18 protein-coding genes are annotated in these 21837 nt (G+C 64.1%); 15 read left to right on the plus strand and 3 right to left on the minus strand.

Translation table 11 applies throughout. The annotated features are described in order from the left end of the window. Window positions 1-53: 53 nt before the first annotated feature. Window positions 54-1739 carry a dicarboxylate--CoA ligase PimA gene (gene pimA / locus ACVW1C_RS16395; protein WP_456759312.1) on the minus strand — a complete coding sequence of 562 codons (1686 nt, stop codon included), beginning with the start codon at window positions 1737-1739 and terminating at the stop codon, window positions 54-56. Between the two features lie 176 nt (window positions 1740-1915). Further along, on the minus strand, window positions 1916-4012 hold the full coding sequence (locus ACVW1C_RS16400) for a 3-hydroxyacyl-CoA dehydrogenase NAD-binding domain-containing protein (RefSeq protein ID WP_456759313.1): 2097 nt from the start codon (window positions 4010-4012) through the stop codon (window positions 1916-1918). 170 nt (window positions 4013-4182) lie between these two features. Between ACVW1C_RS16400 and ACVW1C_RS16405 the strand changes: the two genes are divergently transcribed. The 11 genes from ACVW1C_RS16405 (at window position 4183) to ACVW1C_RS16455 (ending at window position 16709) form a co-directional block, all read left to right on the plus strand. Continuing rightward, window positions 4183-5049: an IclR family transcriptional regulator gene (locus ACVW1C_RS16405; protein WP_456759314.1), complete on the plus strand. Its 867-nt coding sequence runs from the start codon at window positions 4183-4185 to the stop codon at window positions 5047-5049. 69 nt (window positions 5050-5118) lie between these two features. Beyond that, entirely contained in the window at window positions 5119-5916 is a 798-nt protein-coding gene (locus ACVW1C_RS16410; RefSeq protein ID WP_050406254.1) for an ABC transporter ATP-binding protein, read from the plus strand. Beyond that, on the plus strand, window positions 5913-6626 hold the full coding sequence (locus ACVW1C_RS16415) for an ABC transporter ATP-binding protein (RefSeq protein WP_097676739.1): 714 nt from the start codon (window positions 5913-5915) through the stop codon (window positions 6624-6626). The genes ACVW1C_RS16410 and ACVW1C_RS16415 overlap by 4 nt, the downstream gene beginning before the upstream one ends. A 12-nt stretch (window positions 6627-6638) precedes the next feature. After that, entirely contained in the window at window positions 6639-7517 is an 879-nt protein-coding gene (locus ACVW1C_RS16420) for a branched-chain amino acid ABC transporter permease (RefSeq protein ID WP_456759315.1), read from the plus strand. A gap of 2 nt (window positions 7518-7519) precedes the next feature. After that, window positions 7520-8536 carry a branched-chain amino acid ABC transporter permease gene (locus ACVW1C_RS16425; protein ID WP_456759316.1) on the plus strand — a complete coding sequence of 339 codons (1017 nt, stop codon included), beginning with the start codon at window positions 7520-7522 and terminating at the stop codon, window positions 8534-8536. A 29-nt stretch (window positions 8537-8565) separates the two neighbouring features. Then, a complete protein-coding gene (locus ACVW1C_RS16430) occupies window positions 8566-9795 on the plus strand; it encodes an ABC transporter substrate-binding protein (protein WP_092119463.1) in 1230 nt (409 codons plus the stop codon). Window positions 9796-9914: 119 nt separating this feature from the next. Then, entirely contained in the window at window positions 9915-11141 is a 1227-nt protein-coding gene (locus ACVW1C_RS16435; RefSeq protein ID WP_456759317.1) for an ABC transporter substrate-binding protein, read from the plus strand. Window positions 11142-11367: 226 nt separating this feature from the next. Continuing rightward, on the plus strand, window positions 11368-12597 hold the full coding sequence (locus ACVW1C_RS16440) for an ABC transporter substrate-binding protein (protein ID WP_456759318.1): 1230 nt from the start codon (window positions 11368-11370) through the stop codon (window positions 12595-12597). A gap of 155 nt (window positions 12598-12752) precedes the next feature. Continuing rightward, window positions 12753-13979 (plus strand): ABC transporter substrate-binding protein, encoded by a 1227-nt coding sequence (locus tag ACVW1C_RS16445; RefSeq protein WP_456759319.1) that lies wholly within the window; start codon window positions 12753-12755, stop codon window positions 13977-13979. Window positions 13980-14171: 192 nt separating this feature from the next. Continuing rightward, window positions 14172-15404, plus strand: coding sequence for an ABC transporter substrate-binding protein (locus ACVW1C_RS16450; protein ID WP_456759320.1), 1233 nt, complete (start codon window positions 14172-14174; stop codon window positions 15402-15404). 21 nt (window positions 15405-15425) lie between these two features. Then, window positions 15426-16709 carry a glycerate kinase type-2 family protein gene (locus ACVW1C_RS16455; protein WP_456759321.1) on the plus strand — a complete coding sequence of 428 codons (1284 nt, stop codon included), beginning with the start codon at window positions 15426-15428 and terminating at the stop codon, window positions 16707-16709. Between the two features lie 126 nt (window positions 16710-16835). On the opposite strand, the gene ACVW1C_RS16460 is transcribed toward ACVW1C_RS16455, so the two are convergent. Beyond that, window positions 16836-17354: a MarR family winged helix-turn-helix transcriptional regulator gene (locus ACVW1C_RS16460; protein ID WP_097676731.1), complete on the minus strand. Its 519-nt coding sequence runs from the start codon at window positions 17352-17354 to the stop codon at window positions 16836-16838. Between the two features lie 179 nt (window positions 17355-17533). Here ACVW1C_RS16460 and ACVW1C_RS16465 point away from each other — a divergent pair, with 179 nt between their 5' ends. From ACVW1C_RS16465 to ACVW1C_RS16480, 4 genes are all read left to right on the plus strand, one after another. Next, complete coding sequence (locus ACVW1C_RS16465; protein ID WP_456759322.1) at window positions 17534-18574, plus strand: branched-chain amino acid ABC transporter permease; 1041 nt, start codon at window positions 17534-17536, stop codon at window positions 18572-18574. Window positions 18575-18579: 5 nt separating this feature from the next. Then, window positions 18580-20349, plus strand: coding sequence for a branched-chain amino acid ABC transporter ATP-binding protein/permease (locus tag ACVW1C_RS16470; protein ID WP_456759323.1), 1770 nt, complete (start codon window positions 18580-18582; stop codon window positions 20347-20349). After that, window positions 20346-21077, plus strand: a complete 732-nt coding sequence (locus ACVW1C_RS16475) for an ABC transporter ATP-binding protein (protein ID WP_456759324.1) — start codon at window positions 20346-20348, stop codon at window positions 21075-21077. Before ACVW1C_RS16470 ends, ACVW1C_RS16475 begins: the two co-directional genes overlap by 4 nt. A 318-nt stretch (window positions 21078-21395) precedes the next feature. Beyond that, window positions 21396-21722 (plus strand): endonuclease domain-containing protein, encoded by a 327-nt coding sequence (locus tag ACVW1C_RS16480; RefSeq protein WP_456763098.1) that lies wholly within the window; start codon window positions 21396-21398, stop codon window positions 21720-21722. Window positions 21723-21837 lie beyond the last annotated feature (115 nt).

Consider the following 21837-nt stretch of genomic DNA (forward strand, 5'->3'; position numbering starts at 1 on the left):
CCGGGACGACGAAATAACTACAACACCTCGAACGGACCCGATGACGGCGTCCATCATGAGCGCGATCCTGATGCGGCTTGTTGCGTGGTTTGAGACGTCTTCGGCTGCTGCTGGCGCAGTTCGTAACGGGACAGCTTGCCGACCGGGGTGCGCGGCAGCTCGTCGACGAACTCGACCGCCGCCGGCAATTCATGCTTGCCGACCTTGCCGGTGAGGAATGCGCGCAGCTCGTCGATCGAGAACACTTTCTCGCCGTCGCGCAGCTTGATGAACGCCTTTGCCGCCTCGCCGCGGTAATCGTCGGGGATGCCGATCACGATTACTTCCTGCACGGCGGGATGCGTGTAGATCGCTTGTTCGATCATCTGCGGATAGACGTTGAAGCCGCCGGAGATGATCATGTCCTTCTTGCGGTCGACCAGATAGAAATAGCCGTCGGCATCCATGTAGCCGATGTCGCCGGTCAGGAAGCGGTCGCCGACAAAGGCTTCCGCGGTCTCCGCCGGCCTGTTCCAGTAACCTTTGGTGACGTTCGGGCCGCGGATGCGGATTTCGCCGACCTCGCCGACCGGCATCACCTTGGTGGAATCCTCCAGCGACACCACGTCCATCTCGATGCCGGGCAGCATCAGCCCGATCGAGCCCGGCTTCTCCGGCCCTTCCTTGGGGTGGCCGGTGCCGGGCGAACAGGTCTCGGTCATGCCCCAGCCGCTCTTCAGCTTCATGCCGACGCGGCGCTCGAAGATCTTTGCGACCTCGACCGGCAGCGGCGCGCCGCCGGAGCCGGCGACCACCAGCGAGGACAGATCGCGCTTGTCGAGATCCGGCAGCGAGGCGATCGCGATCCACATCGTCGGCACGCCGGGAAACACCGTCGCGCGCTTGACCTCGATGTCGCGCATCACGGCCTCGACGTCGAAGCGCTGATGCAGCGAGATCAGATGGCCGCGCCGGATCGCCGACAGCAGCACGACGGTCAGCGCATAGATATGAAACAGCGGCAGCACGCAGATGACGCGCTCGATCGCGTTGCGTTCGAGCCGCGCGGGCTTGCCCCAGACATCATAGATCGACACCGCCGCGGTGAGATTGCCGTGGCTGAGCATGGCGCCCTTGGGCAGGCCGGTGGTGCCGCCGGTATATTGCAGCAGCGCGACGTCCTCGACGTCGACGGCAGGCCATTGCGACGGCTTGACTGCGCCCTCGATGAACTGGCGGTGGGTGATGATCGCAGGGTTATCGGGCAGCGCGGCTTGCGGTGTGCCGACCTTGCCCCAATGATCGTCCTCGCAAACGATCAGGCGGTCGAGCAGCCCCTTGGCGAGGAATTTCAGCGCGGTCGGCAACAGCGCCGACAGGTTGCTGGTGACCAGCACCCGTGCGCCTGAATCGGAGAGCTTGTGCGACAGCGCGATCTCGCCGTCGAGCGGCGACAGATGCACGACGCGCGCTCCGGCCTTCAGCGCGCCGAAGAAGTTGATCGGATGGTCCGGCGAGTTGCCGAGAAACAGCGCGACCGAGGTGCCCTTGCCGTAACCGGCCCGCATGAAGGCGGCCGCCGCGGTCTCGACCAGCGCCTCAAGCTCGCTGTAGCTGATCTGCCGGTCGCGAAATTCGAGCACCGGACGTGCGCCGAACTCGGCAGCCGCATTCGAGAGCAGGTCCGGCAGCGTGCCGCGCGTGATCTCGTCGCTCCACTGCACGCCCTTGGGATAATATTGTTCGCCGGGATAGGTCATGGAAACGTTCAACACCTGTTAGGTGAGCATCGGCGTGTGGGCTCCCCTCCCCCTTGTGGGGAGGGGTTGGGGAAGGGGGTTCACGCGGGCAGTGCCGATGCGGCCACACCTCTCCCTAACCCTCTCCCACAAGGGGAGAGGGAACCCGAACACCGAGCCAGTGGCGCCAAGAAAGATCACGCCGCCTTCGACACGGCGGCGAGCGAGGCGAAGGTCTTGCCTTCGTCCGCGAGCTTCTTCAGCAGCGGCGCCGGCTCGAGCGAAGGATCGTTGGTCTCCTTGGCGTAGAAGGCCAGGCGATCCGCGATGTGCTTGAGGCCGACGGTGTCGGCCCAGAACATCGGGCCGCCACGATAGATCGGCCAGCCATAGCCATAGAGCCAGACCACGTCGATATCCGACGGACGCGCCGCGATGCCCTCGGCGAGGATCTTCGCGCCTTCGTTGATCATCGGGTACATCATGCGCTCGAGGATCTCGTCGTCGCTGACGACGCGCTTCTTGCGGCCGAGGCGCGCCAGCGTCTCGTCGATCAGCTTCTCGACCTCGGGATCGGGCAGCGCCGCGCGCGAGCCCGCTTCATACTTGTAGTAGCCCTTGCCGGTCTTCTGGCCGAAACGGCCGGCTTCGCACAGCGCGTCCGCGATCTCCGACTTGATGCCGCGGTCCTTGCGCGAGCGCCAGCCGATATCGAGACCGGCGAGATCGCCCATCGCGAACGGGCCCATCGGCATGCCGAACTTGGTGACAACAGCGTCGACCTGCTGCGGCAGCGCGCCTTCGAACAACAGCTTTTCGGCCTGCTTGCCGCGCTGCGCCAGCATGCGATTGCCGACGAAGCCGTCGCAGACGCCGACCACGGCCGGCACCTTGGCGATCTTGCGCGCGATCGAGACGGCGGTGACCAGCGCATCCGGCGCGGTCTTGTCGGCGCGCACGATCTCGCACAGCTTCATGACGTTGGCCGGCGAGAAGAAGTGCATGCCGAGCACGTCCTGAGGACGCTTGGTCGCCTTCGCGATCTCGTCGATGTTGAGGTAGGAGGTGTTGGAGGCCAGCACCGCGCCCGGCTTGGCGTACTGATCGAGCTTGCCGAACACTTCCTTCTTGACCGCCATGGTCTCGAACACCGCCTCGATCACGAGATCGGCGTCGCCGATGTTCTCGATGCCGACGACGCCGTTGATCAGCGCCATGCGCTTGGCGGGCGCGTCCGCCGGGATGCCACCGCGCGCGGCGGTCGCCTCGTAGTTCTTCTGCATGATGCCCATGCCGCGCTTGAGCTGCTCCTCGCCGGTCTCGATCAGGGTGACCGGGATGCCGGCATTGGCGAACGACATCGCGATGCCGCCACCCATGGTGCCGGCGCCGAGGATGGCGACGCGCGCCACGTTGCGGCCCTTGGTGCCCTCGGGGACGCCGGAGATCTTGGCGGCTTCGCGCTCGGCGAAGAAGGCGTAGCGCTGCGCCTTGGACTGTTCGCCGTTCATCAGCTTGAGGAAGCCCTCGCGCTCCTTCTTCAGGCCCTCATCGAACGGCAGGTCGATCGCGGCGCCGACGGCGTCGGCGGCGGCGAACGGCGCCTCGAGGCCGCGCGACTTCTTGGTCAGCGCAGCGACCGCATTGGTGAAGATCGAACGGTCGGCCTTGGCCGCGGCGAGCTTGCTGTCGTCATCGCGCAGCTTGCGCAACGGACGCTTCTCGGCGACCACCTTGCGCGCAAATGCCTCGCCGCCCGACGCCGGACCCTCGACGATCTCATCGATCAGGCCGGCCTTCAGCGCGGCATCCGCGCCGATCGGATCGCCGCCGACGATCATCTTGACCGCGAGCTCGGGACCGACCGCACGCGGCAGACGCTGGGTGCCGCCGGCGCCCGGCAGCAGGCCGAGCTTCACCTCGGGCAGACCGAGCTTGGCGTCCTTGGTGGCGACGCGATAGTGGCAGGCCAGCGCGACCTCGAGGCCACCGCCGAGCGCGGTGCCGTGGATCGCGGCAACGATCGGCTTCGGCGAGCTCTCCATCAGGCTCAGCACGTCGGCGAGGCCGGGCGGCTTCGGCGGTTTGCCGAATTCGGTGATGTCGGCGCCGGCGATGAAGGTGCGGCCGGCGCAGGTCAGCACGATACCCTGGACCTGCGCGTCATCGATGGCGCTCTTGACGCAATCGAAGATGCCGCCGCGCACGGCAGCGCTCAGCGCGTTCACGGGCGGACTGTTAACCGTGACGACGGCAATGTTGTCATGACGTTCGAGCTTGACGACTTCACTCACCGGAACTCTCCCTGGATGCTTGTTCTTGAACTTGCGTTGAGTAGCTGCACGGCTGGCGTCGAGCGGCTAGGATTAGACCAATTTCGCACTGCGAAATTTAATTCCACATCTTGACACGGAGGGTTATTTTGAAGCACGAGCCTTGTCAACGAGCATGACAAGGGCAGGGAATGAAGCGCGCCAGCAAGAAAGCAGCGACCGATCGCAATTTCGTCGTCGCGCTTTCCCGCGGACTGGATGTCCTGCGTGCATTTCAGCCCAATGACGGGCTGCTCGGCAATCAGGAGATTGCCGCCCGCACCAAGTTACCGAAACCAACCATTTCCCGGCTGACCTACACGCTGACCAAGCTGGGATACCTTACACCTGTACCGAAATTCGAAAAGTATCAGCTCGCGCCGTCGGCGATGGCGCTCGGCTACGCCGCGCTCGCCAATCTCGGCGTTCGGCATTTGTCCGAGCCGTATCGAGAAGAAGTGATGCGCGCGACCGGCGGCGCGGTCGCGGTCGGCGGCCGCGACCGTCACAGCATGATCTACTTCGGCCAGAGCCGGAACGGCCTGACGCTCGGCGTGCAACTCGACGTCGGTTCGCGCATTCCGATCGCAACCACAGCGATGGGCCGTGCCTATATTTGGGCATTGCCACCCGAAGAACGTGCGGCTCTACTACGCGAGCTGCGGGACCACTATGGCAGCCGCTGGGCCAAGATCCGCGACGGCATCGAGCGCTCCGGCGAGACGGTGGCGAAGCACGGCTTCACCCTGTCCACCGGCGACTGGCAGAACGACGTCGCCGCAGCCGGCGTTGCATTGAAATTGAACGACGGAACCGGTCCTTACGCCTTCAATTGCGGCGCGCCGGCATTCCGCTTCACGGAAGATAGATTACTCAACGACATTGGACCTCGCCTTGTCGCGATGGTAAGGAACATCGAGCAGGCGCTCGGTGGAATAGCGCCGCAATCCAAAAAAGAACAAAGCAAAAAGTCTAGAGTAGGAGGGAAAGTTGCACGTTTGGCCGAGGGGATCAGATAGCCTCCATCGCGTCCGGCGAAATCCATCGCAGGGCCGCTCGCACCGCTCAAAGATGGCGGGCGAGACGAGATGACGCAGGCACAGCTCGCGCAGGGGAATGATCCCCTGCTCGCAGTTCGCGACGTCAGCGTCGTGTTCGGCGGCATCATTGCACTGAATGGCGTGTCGTTCGACATGCGCCATGGGCAGATCCTCGGCCTGATCGGACCGAACGGCGCCGGCAAGACGACGCTGTTCAATTGCCTGTCGCGGCTCTATCAGCCGTCGTCCGGCGACATCCTGATGGAAGGCAAGAGCATCCTGTCGCGGCCGCCGCACCGGATCGCCGAGATCGGCATCGGCCGCACCTTTCAGAACGTCGCGCTGTTCCCCAATCTGTCGGTGATCGACAATGTGCGCGTCGGCGCGCATGCGCGCACATCGAGCGACATCGTCAGCGACTCGCTGCGCCTCGCCTGGGTCCGCCGCGGCGAGAGCGACATGAACAAGAAGGTGCACGACATCCTCGGCTACCTCGATCTCGAGGACGTCGCCCACACCGTGGTTTCGGGACTTCCGTTCGGCACCCAGAAGCGCGTCGAGCTGGCGCGCGCCCTGGCGGCGGATCCGAAGATCCTGCTGCTCGACGAGCCGGCCGGCGGCCTCAATCACGAGGAAGTCTATGTGCTCGGCGATTTGATCCGCAAAATCCGCGATGACCGTAAAATTACGGTGTTGCTGGTCGAGCATCACATGGGTCTCGTGATGTCGATCGCCGACCACGTCGTCGCGCTCAATTTCGGCCGCAAGCTGGCCGAAGGCACGCCGGCCCAGGTCCAGGCCGACCCCGACGTCATCAAGGCCTATCTGGGGAGCAAGGACCAATGACCGCGATGCTCAACGTCAAGGACCTGCGCGCCTATTACGGTCAGGTCCAGGCCCTGCACGGCCTCAGTTTCTCGCTCAACGAGGGTTCGTTGACCACCCTGCTCGGCGCCAACGGCGCCGGTAAGACCACCACGCTGCGGGCGATCTGCAACATGGTGCGTTCGACCGGCGCGATCGAGTTCGAGGGCAAGCCGATCGGCACCCGCTCCACTGAAAACGTGGTCCGCCTCGGCATCGCCCATGTGCCGCAGGGCCGCGGCACCTTCACCAACATGACGGTGGAGGAGAACCTGCAGCTCGGCGCCATCAGCCGTTCCGACAAGAACGCCATCGGCTCCGACATCGAGCGGATGTACGAGCATTTCCCGGTGCTGAAGCAGCGCTACACCCAGCAGGCCGGCACGCTGTCGGGCGGCGAGCAGCAGATGCTCGCCGTGGCGCGCGCCCTGATGCTGCGGCCGCGCCTGATGCTGCTCGACGAACCGTCGTTCGGCCTCGCGCCGCTGATCGTGCGCGACCTGTTCCGCATCCTCGGCAAGATCAATCGCGAGGAAAAGGTGACCATCCTGGTGGTCGAGCAGAACGCGCAGCTCGCGCTCGAGCTCGCCGACCAGGCCTATGTGATCGAAACCGGACGGATCGTGATGTCGGGCAATGCCAAGGACATCGCGAACAACGAAGACGTCCGCAAATCCTATCTCGGCTACTGAGGAGCTGGCACAATGGAGCTTTTTGCCAACCAGGTCCTGGCCGGCATCGCCACGGGCGCGATCTATGCCTGCATGGCGCTCGCGGTCGTGATGATCTACCAGGCCATCGACCATCTGAATTTCGCCCAGGGCGAAATGGCGATGTTCTCGACCTTCGTATCCTGGCAGCTGATGCAATGGGGTGTGCCATATTGGGGCGCCTTCGTGCTCACCGTCGCCTTTTCGTTTGTCGCCGGCATCGTCATCGAGCGGTTGCTGTTCAAGCCGCTGGCCAAGGCCCCGATCCTGACCAATGTCGCCGGCTTCATCGCGCTGTATGCGATCATCAACTCGGTCGCCGGCCTGATCTGGGACTTCACCATCAAGCAGTATCCGACGCCGTTCGGCTCCTCGCCGTTCCTCGGCAGCCAGCTGATCTCGACCCACCAGGCCGGCATGATCGGCATCACGCTGCTGATGCTGCTGCTGCTGTTCTTCTTCTTCCGCTTCACCCGGGTCGGCCTTGCGATGCGGGCGGCCGCCTCGCTGCCTGAATCGGCGCGGCTGGTCGGCATCAATACCTCCTGGATGATCGCGCTGGGTTGGGGCATGGCGTCCGCGATCGGCTCGATCGCCGGCATGATGATCGCGCCGGTGGTGTTCCTCGAGCCGAACATGATGCTCGGCGTGCTGATCTACGGATTCGCCGCGGCCGTGCTCGGCGGCCTGACCTCGCCGTTCGGCGCCGTGATGGGCGGCTTTCTGGTCGGCATCTTCGAGAACCTCGTCGGCACCTACATCCCCGGCGTCGGCAATGAGCTTAAACTTCCGATCGCGCTTGCGCTGATCATCGTCGTCCTGGTCGTTAAACCGGCAGGCCTGTTCGGCCGCGCCATCGTCAAGCGAGTTTGATCATGAGCGCCGCTGAAGAAATCGTCACAGAAGTCCCCGCCGTCGAGGCTGTGCCCAAGCGTGCCATGACGCTGGGCTACGGCACCTCGCTCGTCGTGCTCGCCGCGCTGATCCTGATCCCCCTGTTCGTGAAGAACTTCATCATCTTCCAGATGACGATGCTTCTGATCTACGCGCTTGCGGTGATGGCGCTCAACATCCTGACCGGCGGAAGCGGCCAGTTCTCGCTCGGCCAGAGCGCGTTCTACGCCGTCGGCGCCTATACGTCGGCGATCCTGATGGAGCATGCGGGCATGAACTATGCCCTGACGCTGCCGGTCGCCGGCATCGTCTGCTTCGGCTTCGGCTTCCTATTCGGCCAGCCGGCACTCCGGCTATCCGGCGTCTATCTGGCGCTCGCGACCTTCGCGCTCGCCACCGCAATGCCGCAGCTCCTCAAGCTCGGCTATTTCGAGCAGTGGACCGGCGGCGTGCAGGGCCTCGTGGTCACCAAGCCGGATGCCCCGTTCGGGCTGCCAATGTCGCAGGACATGTGGCTCTACTACTTCACCCTGGCGGTCTCGATCGCGATCTACGTCGCCTCGGTGAACCTGCTGCGCTCGCGCTCCGGCCGCGCCTTCATGGCGATCCGCGACAACGAGATCGCGGCTTCCGCGATGGGCGTCGACGTCGCGCTGTACAAGACGCTGGCGTTCGGCGTCTCGGCCGGCATCACCGGCGTTGCCGGCGGTCTCGGCGCCATTGCGGTGCAGTTCGTGGCGCCCGACGGCTACACCATCCAGCTCGCGATCTCGCTGTTCCTCGGCATGGTCGTCGGCGGCGTCGGCTGGCTGCCCGGCTCGATCGTAGGCTCCGCCTTCATCATCTTCGTGCCGAACATCGCCGAAGGCATCTCGAAGGGCCTTTCGGGCGCGGTGTTTGGCGTGCTGCTGTTCCTCGTCATCTTCCTCGTGCCGCACGGCGCCAGGCAGGTTGCGATCGTTGCCCAGCAACTGGCCGCAAAGCTCAAGAAAAACTAAGAATCTTTAGAACCAAACCAGGAGACATTATGCTTTCTACCGTTCGGATCGCCGCGATTTCCGCGGCGATCGTCGCTGTTGCCGCGACGTCCACTGCCGCATTCGCCCAAAAGAAATACGACACCGGCGCAAGCGATACCGAGATCAAGGTCGGCAACATCATCCCCTATTCGGGACCGGCCTCCGCCTACGGCGTGATCGGCAAGACCGAAGAAGCCTACTTCAAGATGATCAACGACCGCGGCGGCATCAACGGCCGCAAGGTCAATTTCGTCAGCTATGACGACGCCTATTCGCCGCCGAAAGCGGTCGAGCAGGTGCGCAAGCTGGTCGAGAGCGACGAAGTGCTGCTGGTCTTCAACCCGCTCGGCACGCCGTCCAACACCGCGATCCAGAAATACCTGAATTCCAAGAAGATCCCGCAGCTGTTCGTCGCAACCGGCGCCACCAAGTGGAACGATCCGAAGAACTTCCCGTGGACCATGGGCTGGCAGCCGAGCTACCAGAGCGAAGCGCAGATCTATGCCAAATGGCTGATGAAGGAGAAGCCCGACGCCAAGGTCGCGATCCTCTATCAGAACGACGATTTCGGCAAAGACTACCTCAAGGGCACCAAGGACGGTTTCGGCGCCAAGGCGGCCTCCAGCATCATCATGGAGGAGAGCTATGAGGTGTCCGAGCCGTCGATCGACGGCCACATCGTCAAGATCAAGGCCGCCAATCCGGACGTGCTGCTGATCTACACCACGCCGAAGTTCGGCGCGCAGACCATCAAGAAGACCGCCGAGCTCGGCTGGAAGCCGCTGCAGATCATCACCAACGTGTCGGCCTCGGTCGGCAGCGTGATGCAGCCGGCCGGCTTCGACAACGCCCAGGGCGTGCTGTCGGCGGCCTATGCCAAGGACGGCGCCGACTCGCAGTGGAACAACGACCCCGGCATGAAGAAGTGGTCCGAGTTTCTCGACAAGTACATGCCGGGCGCCGACAAGACCGACGGCGGCTATGTCTACGGCTATGGCGCCGCGCAGACGCTCGCCAAGGTGCTGGAAATGTGCGGCGACGATCTCACCCGCGCCAACGTCATGAAGCAGGCGGCGAGCCTGAAGGACTTTACGCCGGACACCCTGCTGCCCGGCGTCAAGATCAACACTTCGGCCACCGACTTCGCCCCGATCGCCCAGCTGCAGATGCAGCGCTTCAAGGGCCAGAAGTGGGAACTGTTCGGTGACATCATTTCCGGCGACGTCCCCTCTGAGTGACGTTGCACTGCGGGAATAACACAACAGCCTCCGCGATAGCAGTCGCGGGGGCTTTTTGTTGACGCCCCGCGCCGATCGTATTGAATACTCGAAACTAAAGAACCCGAGGTGGGGAAACCATGACTGCCGCACGTCCGCCCCTGACGGCGCTCTTGTCCGCATTGGCTCTGCTCCTGACGAGCTGCAATGTCGCGCTGGCGCAGAAGAAATACGACACCGGGGCCAGCGACACCGAGATCAAGATCGGCAACACCGCGCCCTACAGCGGTCCCGCCTCGGCCTATGGGGTGATCGGCAGGACCGAGGCGGCCTACTTCAAGATGATCAACCAGGCTGGCGGCATCCACGGCCGCAAGATCACGTTCATCTCCTACGACGACGGCTACTCGCCGCCCAAGACGGTGGAACAGGCGCGCAAGCTGGTCGAGGACGACGAGGTGCTGCTGCTGTTCGGCTCGGTCGGCACCGCAGGCAACGCTGCGATCCGGAAATACATGAACGAGAAGCAGGTGCCGCAGCTGTTCATCGCCTCCGGCGCCTCCAAGTGGAATGACCCCAAGAACTATCCATGGACCATGGGCTGGCAGCCGTCCTACCAGGACGAGGCGCGGGTCTACGCAAAATACATCATGAAGCACAAAGCAGACGCCAAGGTTGCCGTGCTTTACCAGAACGACGATTTCGGCAAGGACTACCTCAAGGGCCTGAAGGACGCCTTCGGCGACAAGGCCTCGATGATCGTCGCCGAAGAAGCTTACGAGACGTCGGAGCCTGCGATCGACAGTCATATCGTCAAGCTGAAGGCCGCCGGCGCCGACACTTTCATCAGCATCACGTCACCGAAATTCGCGGCGCAGGCGATCAAGAAGGCCGCCGAAATCGCGTGGACGCCCTTGCAGTTCGTCGCCAATGTCTCAGCCTCGGTCGGCGGCGTCATGCAGCCGGCCGGCTTCGAGAACTCGCAGGGCATCCTGTCGGCGTCCTATCTCAAGGACGGCGCCGATCCGCAATGGGACAAGGACCCCGGCATGGAGAAATTCCTTGCCTTCCTCAAGAAGGATTATCCCGACGCCAACAAGCTCGACGGCGCCACCTCCTTCGGCTACGCCGCCGCACAGACCATGGTCCAGGTGCTGGAGATGTGCGGTGACGACCTCACCCGCGCCAACGTCATGAAGCAAGCCGCGAGCCTGAAGGATTTTGTCCCCGGCACGCTGCTGCCGGGCATCAGCATCAACACCTCCGCCACCGACTTCGCGCCGATCAAGCAGTTGCAGCTGATGCGCTTCAAGGGCGAGAAGTGGGAGCTGTTCGGCGACATCATCTCGAGCGGACTCAGCAACTAGGACGACGCACGATCTCCACACAAACGCTTCGCGTGTGTTGGGAAGCGTTAGTGCGGCACCGGCTTTCCTCGCAACGCGTTCGACTAAATGACGCCCTCCGCGGCAGCGCCGCGGGGGGCTTTCTGTTGCTGGCGCCTGGCGAAAGGTATTCAATGCCGCGAGGAGCCGCAAAGTGCTCCCACTCCAAAAATCGTGACACATTCACCGTGATCCAAGGGAGATCAAAATGCCTGCTATCGGTTTGCGGTTGGGGGCCTTTTCGGCCGCCCTCGCATTGCTCGCAGCGACCACGAGTCCCTCCGCCGCGCAGAAGAAATACGACACCGGTGCCTCCGACAGCGAAATCAAGATCGGCAACATCATGCCCTACAGCGGAGCGGCTTCCGCCTATGGCGTGATCGGCAAGACCGAGGATGCCTATTTCCGCAAGATCAACGCCGAGGGTGGCATCAACGGCCGCAAGATCACCTTCATCAGCTATGACGACGCCTACACACCACCGAAGACCGTCGAGCAGGCGCGCAAGCTCGTCGAGAGCGACGAGGTGCTGCTGATCTTCAATTCGCTCGGCACGCCGCCGAACTCGGCGATCCAGAAGTACATGAACCAGAAGAAGGTGCCGCAACTGTTCGTCGCCACCGGCGCCACCAAGTGGAACGACCCGAGGGAATTTCCCTGGACGATGGGCTGGCAGCCCAACTACCAGAGCGAGTCCATCATCTACGCAAAGTACATCCTGAAGAACAAGCCCGACGCCAAGATCGCGGTGCTCTACCAGAACGACGATTACGGCAAGGACTATCTGAAGGGCTTCAAGGACGGGCTCGGCGCCAAGGCTGCATCGATGATCGTCGCCGAGGACAGCTACGAGGTGACGGAGCCGACCATCGACTCCCACATCGTCAGTCTCAAGGCCTCCGGCGCCGACGTGTTCTTCAACATCACGACGCCGAAATTCGCGGCACAGGCGATCAAGAAGAACAACGAGCTCGGCTGGCATCCGCTGCACTTCCTCAACAACGTCTCGTCCTCGATCGGCAGCGTGATCAAGCCGGCTGGCTTCGAGAACGCCCAGGACATCATTTCGTCGCAGTACCTGAAGGACCCGACTGATCCGCAATGGAAAAAAGATCCGGCGATGATCGCTTGGAACGAATTCCTGGACAAGTACTACCCGGAAGCAAACCGCGCGGATGCGTCCGTGATGTATGCCTACATCGTCTCGCAGGGCCTGGTGCACGTGCTGAAGGCCTGCGGCGACAACCTGACCCGTGAGAACGTCATGAAGCAGGCCGCGAACCTGCGCGACCTCGAGCTCGACGGACTATTGCCGGGAATCAAGGTCAACACCTCGCCCACCGACTTCGCGCCCATTTCGCAACTGCAACTGATGCGGTTCAAGGGCCAGACCTGGGAGCGGTTCGGTGACATCTTGAGTGGCGACGTCGGCGGTTAACCACGAAATTGTCGACTAAAGATGCAGCCCCTGCGGCAATGCCGCAGGGGCTTTTCGTTGAGGCGCCCTGGGTAAGATGATAGTTTTCCGACCAACAAAGAGCTCTCGCATCAAGGAGCCACGACACATCGGCTGAAATCAGGGAGAGAGACGGAATGTCTGCAACACGACAACTGGCGGCATTTGCCGCTGCGCTGACGCTGATCGCCGCATCCAGTGGCGCTGCGCTTGCCCAGAAGAAATACGACACCGGCGCCAGCGACACCGAGATCAAGATCGGCAACATCATGCCCTATAGCGGACCCGCCTCCGCCTACGGCATCATCGGCCGCACCGAGGCCGCCTATTTCAAGAAGATCAACGACGCCGGCGGCATCAACGGCCGCAAGATCAACTTCATCTCCTATGATGACGCCTACTCGCCGCCGAAAGCCGTGGAGCAGGCCCGCAAGCTGGTCGAAAGCGACGAGGTGTTGCTGATCTTCAATTCGCTCGGCACGCCGTCGAACTCGGCGATCCAGAAATACATGAACTCCAAGAAGGTGCCGCAGCTGTTCGTCGCCACCGGCGCCACCAAGTGGAACGATCCGAAGGACTTCCCCTGGACCATGGGCTGGCAGCCCAACTACCAGAGCGAGACCCAGATCTACGCAAAGTACATCCTGAAGAACATGCCGAACGCCAAGATCGCGGTGCTCTACCAGAACGACGATTACGGCAAGGACTATCTGAAGGGCCTGAAGGACGGTCTCGGCCAGAAGGCCGCCAGCATGATCGTCGCCGAAGAGAGCTTCGAGACTTCCCAGCCGACCATCGATAGCAACATCGTCAAGCTGAAAGCCAGCAACGCCGACGTCTTCATCGACATCGCGACGCCGAAATTCGCGGCGCAGGCGATCAAGAAGGTCGCCGAGATCGGCTGGAAGCCGACCCACTTCCTCAACAACGTGTCGGCCTCGGTCGGCAGCGTGATCAAACCGGCCGGCTTCGAGAATGCGCAGGACATCATCTCCGCCGCCTACCTGAAGGACGCTTCCGACAAGCAATGGGACAATGATCCCGGCATGAAGGAATTCTACGCTTTCATGGCCAAGGACTTCCCCGAGGGCGACAAGCTCGACGGCGGCACCGTGGTCGGCTTCGGCGTGGCCCAGACCCTGGTTCAAGTGCTCAAGCAGTGCGGCGACAACCTCACGCGCGAGAACATCATGAAGCAGGCGGCGAACCTGAAGGACTTCCGCACCGAAGTGCTGCTGCCCGGCATCAAGATCAATACCGCCGCGAACGATTTCGCCCCGATCAGCCAGTTGCAGCTGATGAAGTTCAAGGGCGAGAAATGGGAACTGTTCGGCGACGTCATCAGCGCCGACGTCGGTGGCTGATTTCCTGCCGACAACCGACCGACAATGGCCCCCTGCGATACCGCGTCGCAGGGGGCTTTTCATTCACCATGGGCCGACCGGCCCGGGCGATGCCTGCTTACACTTTGCCCGGCAATGCGCTAGGAAAACCGGCAACAACCGCAGCGAACCCGGCGCCCTTGCGCGCCGGCAACAACAAGGAGTTTTCGGGAAATGCCGAAGCCGATCCGTCACCGTGTCGCAACCGCCCTGCTCGGCCTCACCGTCGCCGCCGTGACCGGCAATGCCGCGTGGGCGCAGAAGAAATACGACACCGGTGCGAGCGATACCGAGATCAAGATCGGCAACATCGTGCCCTATAGCGGCCCGGCGTCGGCCTATGGCGTGGTCGGCAAGGCGATGGCTGCGGTGTTCAAGAAGGTCAACGACGATGGCGGCATGAACGGCCGCAAGATCAATTTCATCTCCTATGACGACGCCTATTCGCCGCCGAAGGCGGTCGAGCAGGCCCGCAAGCTGGTCGAAAGCGACGAGGTGCTGTTCCTGTTCGGCACGCTCGGCACCGCCTCCAACACCGCGATCCAGAAATACCTCAACGCCAAGAAGGTGCCGCAGCTGTTCGTCGCCACCGGCGCCACCAAGTGGAACGATCCGAAAGCGTTCCCGTGGACCATGGGCTGGCTGCCGAGCTACCAGAGCGAGTCGCGGATCTACGCGAAATATCTGCTCAAGGAGAAGCCCGCCGCCAAGGTCGCGGTGCTCTATCAGAACGACGACATGGGCAAGGACTACCTCAAGGGCCTGGAAGACGGCTTCGCCGGCGATCCGGCGCGGATTGCCGCCAAGGAGAGCTATGAGGTCGCCGAACCGACCATCGATTCCCATGTGGTGCGGCTGAAATCCGCCAACCCCGACGTCATCATCTTCTTCACCACGCCGAAATTCGGCGCCCAGGCGATCAAGAAGCTAGGCGAGATGAACTGGAAGCCGGTGACGATCGTCTCCAACGTCTCGGCCTCCACCGCGACGGTGATGCGTCCGGCGGGGCTCGACAATGCGCAGGGCGTGATCTCGGCGGCCTACGCCAAAGACGCCAGCGATCCGCAGTGGAAGGACGATGCCGGCATGAAGGCGTTCGACGAGTTGCTCGCCAAGTACATGCCCGACACCAACCGCGCCGATGCCTCGGCGATGACGGGCTACAACATGGCAACCACCATGGTCGAGGTGCTGCGCCGCTGCGGCGACGATCTCACCCGCGCCAACGTGATGAAGCAGGCGGCGAGCCTGAAGCAGTTTGCGCAGGGCGGCCTGCTGCCCGGCGTGACGCTGTCGACCGGGCCGTCCGACTTCCAGCCGATCGAGCAATTGCAGCTGATGCAGTTCAAGGGCGAGCGCTGGCAATTGTTCGGCGACGTCATTAGCGGCGAACTCGCCGGAAACTGACCGCGTAACGGAAGCACAGCCATGACCGACCGTCGTCCCTTTCTGCGTTCGATCTTCGATGCCGCGGTGGCGGCTGCGCATCCCGATGTCGTGCTGGCATCGCGGCTGCGGCCGGCACCGAAGGGACGCGTGATCTGCCTCGCCGCCGGCAAGGGCGCCGGCGCCATGGCCGCGGCGGCGGAGCGGCACTATCTCGACACGCTCGGCCTCGAACCATCGCGACTGATCGGCATCGCCACCACCCGCCACGGCCACGGGGTGCCGACCCGCCGTATCAAGGTGGTCGAGGCCGGCCACCCGGTGCCCGATGAAGCCGGCCTGCGTGCGGCCGACGATACGCTGCGGCTGGCGGCGGAAGCCACGCCCGACGATCTCCTGCTGGTGCTGCTGACCGGCGGCGGCTCGGCGAACTGGATCGCGCCCGTCGAGGGCGTGAGCTTTGCCCAGAAGCAGCAGGTCAACCGCGCGCTGCTGCGCTCCGGCGCGCCGATCGGCGAGATGAACATCGTCCGCAAGCATCTGTCGCGGATCAAGGGCGGACGGCTGGCGCGCGCCGGCCAGCACGCCGCCGAGATCGTCACGCTGGCGATTTCCGACGTGCCGCATGACGATCCCTCCGCGATCGCCTCGGGGCCGACGGTGCCGGACCCGACTACGCTCGCGGATGCCCGCGCGCTGGTCGCGAAGTACAACCTCTCCATCGATGACGCGGTCCGCCGCGCGCTCGACGATCCCAGGAACGAGAGCTGCAAGCCGGGCGATCCCGCCTTTGCGCGTGCGACGTTCGAACTGCTGGCAAAGCCCAAGGCCTCGATCGACGCCGCGGTAAAGGTCGCGCAGGACGCCGGCTACGAGACCATCGCGCTCGGCGCCGATCTCGAAGGCGAGGCCCGCGACGTCGCGGCCGGACACGCCAGGCTCGCGCTGAAGGCCCGCGGCGAGCGCAAGCGCGTCGCGATCATCTCCGGCGGCGAACTTACGGTGACGGTGCGCGGCAATGGCCGCGGCGGCCCCAACCAGGAATACGCGCTGGCGCTGGCCGACCTGCTCAAGGATACGCCCGACATCGCGGCGCTCGCCGCCGACACCGACGGTGCCGACGGCGGCGCCGGCAGCGCCACCGACCCGGCCGGGGCCGTGATCGATCAGGCGACCTTCGCGAAGATGAAATCGATCGGCCTCGATCCGAGGGCCTATCTCGAGAACAATGATGCCACGGGCTTCTTCGCGCAGACCGGCGATTTGCTGCTGACCGGGCCGACGTTGACCAATGTCAACGATGTCAGGGTGATTTTGGTCGACTGACGCGCACCGCTCTCTCCCCGTCATTGCGAGCGCAGCGAAGCAATCCACCGCGTCACGTGCGGAGAGATGGATTGCTTCGCCGCTGTCGCTCCTCGCAATGACGGCCGACGGGCCGAAACCCGCCCCTCAAAACTCCTGCGCGAGCTTCGCCAGCATCTCCAGCAGCGCGGCGTGATTGGCCGGGCCGAGCACCTCGATCAGCCGGGCCTCGTGCTTGTTGGCAACCAGCTTCTTGGCGCGCGCCAGCACGGCGCGGCCCTTGTCGGTCAGGACCAGGATGTGGGAGCGGCGGTCGTTGGTCGAGCGCATCCGCGCGCAAAGGTCGCGGCTCTCCAGCGCGTCGAGCATGGCGACGAAATTCGGCCGGAGGATGCCGAGCGTATTGGCGATCTCCGTCTGGTTGCGGCCCGGATTCTTGTCGAGCAGCAGCAGCACCGAGAACTGCGCCGGCGTCAGCTGCAGCGGCGCGACGCAGCGCAGGAAGTCCTCGAACACCTTGAGCTGCGCGCGCTTCAACGAATAGCCGAGCAGTCCGGACAGTTCGCCCAATTGCAGCATGCTGTCGTCCCCGGCAGGATCGACCGGTTCCCTGCGCAGGGCACGCGACGAACGGACGGCATCGGAGGCAGTTTTGGAAACAGTCATCGCTCCAGGCTCGCAATCCCGGTACAAAACCCCCGCGGGACGCTCGGGGACCTTGAGGTTATATCTAATAATCGTTATACACCATATCAAATATCGACGGCTATCAACAGCCGATATCGGCCGACCCGACCGGCACAGCCGGCCGCGGCGGTCCGACGCTTGAGGGGGAGCGCTCGGCCTTGAACACAACGATCATGCTGTTCCTGCTGCAGGACGGCATCACCAATGGCGCGATCTACGCACTGCTCGGGCTGGCCCTGGTGCTGGTGTTCGCGGTGACGCGGGTGATCCTGATCCCGCAAGGCGAATTCGTCACCTACGGCGCGTTGAGCTATGCCATGCTGGCGACCGGCCAGGTGCCCGGCACGGTGCGCCTTGCCGTCGCGATGGGCCTCGTCGCGTTCGCGCTCGACCTGTTCTTCGCCCGCAAGGCGCTGCATGCCCGGCTGGTGCTGCGCTCGGTCGCGCTCAATATCGTCTTTCCCACAGCGCTGCTCGGCCTCGTCTATGCCCTGGTCGGTCCCCATACGCCGATCGCCGTCAACATCGCGCTGGCGCTGCTGATCGTGGCGGCGATCGGGCTGTTTCTCTATCGCATCGCCTTCCAGCCGATCGCGCATACCTCCGTGCTGGTGCTCCTGATCGCCTCGGTCGGCTGTCATCTGGCGCTGCAAGGCCTCGGCCTGGTGTTCTTCGGCGCCGAAGGCCTGCGCGGCCCGGCGCTGTCGAGCGCCGCGGTGACCGCGGGCCCGTTGCGCTTCACCGGCCAGAGCCTCGCCGTCTACGGCCTGACGGTCGGCTTCATCGTGGGGCTGTGGCTGTTCTTCGGCTACACCAAGACCGGCAAGGCGTTGCGCGCCACCGCGGTCAATCGCCTCGGCGCCCGCCTGGTCGGCATCCGCACCACGCTGTCGGGCCAGATCGCGTTCCTGCTCGCCTCCGTGATCGGCGCGATTTCCGGCATCCTGATCGTGCCGATCACGACGCTCTACTACGACACCGGCTTCCTGATCGGCCTGAAGGGTTTTATCGCCGCCATCATCGGCGGCCTGGTCAGCTATCCCCTGACCGCGGTCGCGGCCATCGTGGTCGGCATCGTCGAGGCCTTCTCGTCGTTCTACGCCAGCAATTTCAAGGAAGTCATCGTGTTCACGCTGATCCTTCCCGTCCTGGTGCTGCGCTCGCTCGCAGCGCCCCAGGTCGAGGAAGAGAAGGATTGAACGCGATGACGCAGCGGCTCCCTCTCATCATCTTCGCACTCGTGATGGCGGTGATCCCGCTTCTCCCGGGCATCCCGCCGTTCTGGATCGTGCTGCTCGACAATATCGGCCTCGCCGCGCTGGTCGCGATGGGGCTGGTGCTGCTCACCGGCGTCGGCGGCCTCACCTCGTTCGGACAGGCCGCGTTCTGCGGCTTCGGCGCCTACACCACGGCGGTGCTGACCACCGCCTACGGCGTCTCGCCGTGGCTGACGCTGCCGGCTTCGCTCGTGGTCAGCGGCATTGCCGCCGTGCTGCTCGGCCTCGTCACGGTGCGGCTGTCGGGCCACTATCTGCCGCTCGGCACCATCGCCTGGGGCATCGGCCTGTTCTACCTGTTCAGCAAGCTCGAATTCCTCGGCCGCAACGACGGCATTTCGGGCATTCCGCCGCTCTCGATCGGCGCGTTCAAGATGCTGAGCCCGGATACGATCTATTACGCGATCTGGGTCGTGGTGCTGCTCTCCGCGCTCCTGACCATGAACCTGCTGGATTCCCGCACCGGACGCGCCATCCGCGCGCTGCGACGTGGCCATATCGCGGCCGAGGCGTTCGGCGTGCAGACGCCGCGCGCCAAGCTGCTGGTGTTCATCTATGCGGCGGTGCTGGCCGGCCTGTCCGGCTGGCTCTACGCGCATTTCCAGCGCGCCGCCAACCCGACGCCGTTCGGCGCGCAGGCCGGCATCGAGTATCTGTTCATCGCTGTCGTCGGCGGTGCCGGTTACGTCTGGGGCGGCGTGCTCGGCGCCGGCATCGTCGTGATCCTGAAAGAGGTGCTGCAGAGCTACCTGCCCTACATCTTCGGCGGCCAGAGCCAGCTCGAGACCATCGTGTTCGGCATCATGCTGGTGCTGCTGTTGCAACTCGCACCGCAGGGCGTCTGGCCCTGGCTGATGTCGCGCCTGCCGTTCAAGCAGGCCCGCAAGACGCCGGACACGTCGGTGAAGCTCGAACACCGTGAGCGGGCGGCGGGAACGTCTCCGGTGCTGCTGCACATCGACAAGGCACGCAAGCAGTTCGGCGGCGTGCTCGCCGTGAACGACGTCTCATTCGACGTCAACGCCCGCGAGATCGTCGCGCTGATCGGCCCGAACGGCGCCGGCAAGAGCACGACCTTCAACCTGATCACCGGCGTCCTGGCCGCAACCAGCGGCAAGATCGCCGTGCAGGGCAAGGAGGTCGCGAACGCCCCACCCCAGGAGGTGGTCAAGCTCGGCGTCGCCCGCACCTTCCAGCACGTCAAGCTGGTGCCCGACATGACCGTGCTGGAGAACGTCGCGATCGGCGCGCATCTGCGCGGCAATTCAGGCGCGATCTCCAGCATGCTGCGGCTCGACCGCACTGACGAGGCGAAACTGCTGGCGGAAGCCGCGCGTCAGATCGAACGCGTCGGCCTGTCCGACCAGATCGACCAGCTCGCGGGCTCGCTGTCGCTCGGCCAGCAGCGCATCGTCGAGATCGCGCGTGCGCTGTGCGTCGATCCGATGTTGCTGCTGCTCGATGAACCGGCCGCCGGGCTGCGCCACATGGAGAAGCAGCGGCTGGCCGCGCTGCTCCGGCAATTGCGCGACGGCGGCATGTCGGTGCTGCTGGTCGAGCACGATATGGGGTTCGTGATGGATCTCGCCGACCGCATCGTGGTGCTCGATTTCGGCACCAAGATCGCCGAAGGCACGCCGGCTGCGATCAAGCGCAACCCCGACGTGATCAAGGCCTATCTCGGAGCCGCCGCATGAGTGCGCTGCTATCGGTGACCGACGTCCACATCGCCTACGGCAAGGTCGAGGCCGTGCGCGGCGTCTCGCTCGACGTCGCCGACAACGAGATCGTCACCATCATCGGCGCCAACGGCGCCGGCAAGACCACGCTGCTCAACGCCATCATGGGCGTGCTGCCGCTGCGGGGCCGCACCACCTTCGCAGGCATCGACATGGCGCCGCTCGATATCGAGGACCGCGTCGCGACGGGCCTGAGCCTGGTGCCCGAGCATCGCGAGTTGTTCGGCACCATGAATGTCGAGGACAATCTCGAGCTCGGCGCGTTCCGGATCACGAAGGCAACCGCAGCACGCTCGCTGGAGCGGGTCTACACGCTGTTTCCGCGGCTCAAGGAGCGGCGCAAGCAGCTCGCCGGCACGCTGTCCGGCGGCGAGCAGCAGATGCTGGCGATGGGCCGCGCGCTGATGGGCGCGCCGAAATTGCTGATGCTGGACGAGCCGAGCCTCGGCCTCGCCCCGATCATCGTCGCCGACATCTTCCGCATCGTCGGCGAACTCCGCGCCGCCGGCGTCTCGGTGCTGCTGGTCGAGCAGAACGCCCAGGCCGCGCTGCAGATCGCCGACCGCGCCTATGTGATGGAGCTCGGCGAGTTCGTGCTTAGCGGCTCCGCGAAGGACATCGCCGCCAACAAGGGCGTCGCCGCCAGCTATCTCGGCTTCCAGCACGAAGGCGAGAGCGCGATCTAGTTCTGCGCTTGTTGTATGTCGGTTGCCAGTGGTGATTGAGGTACTGCCGACGCGGATAGACCATCACCCCACCCCGCTTCACATCGCTGACGCGATGTGAAGCGACCCTCCCCCTCCAGGGCAGGGTGAAGACTTGCATTCGCGCAACGCTTGCGCTCCACTTCACCCTCCCCTGGAGGGGGAGGGTCGAGCGCGCACGGCGATGCGTAGCATCGTCGGGTGCGATCGGGGTGGGGTGAAGCCGCACGAATTGTCTCAGCATCGATCCGAAGAGCGGCTGCGAAGAAGCTGCGCGCGAATGCCACGCCGCACGAGCGGATATTATGGCGTGCGCTGAAGGAAATGCCGACGGAAGGCACGCATTTCCGAAAGCAAGCTCCGATCGGCCCCTATATCGTCGACTTCTTCTGTCCGGCCAAGCGGCTGATCATCGAACTCGACGGCGGGCATCACAACGACGATGAAACGGCAATGCGCGATCGCGAGCGCCAACAATGGCTCGAAAAGGAGGGCTTCCGCGTCATCCGGTTCTGGAACTCGGAGATCACGACTGACCTCGACGCTGTGCTGGAGCGGATTTATGTCGAGCTCTACGGCGCTCGCGACGCGGAAGCATTGCCGCTGAAGCACCACCGACGACGATAGGCTATCACCCCACCCCGCTTCACATCGCTCACGCGATGCGAAGCGACCCTCCCCCTCCAGGGGAGGGTAAAGAAAAAGCCGGCCCTTTATCGGGGCCGGCTTCCTCGTTTCGCGG

Source organism: Bradyrhizobium sp. USDA 4011 (assembly GCF_054063415.1).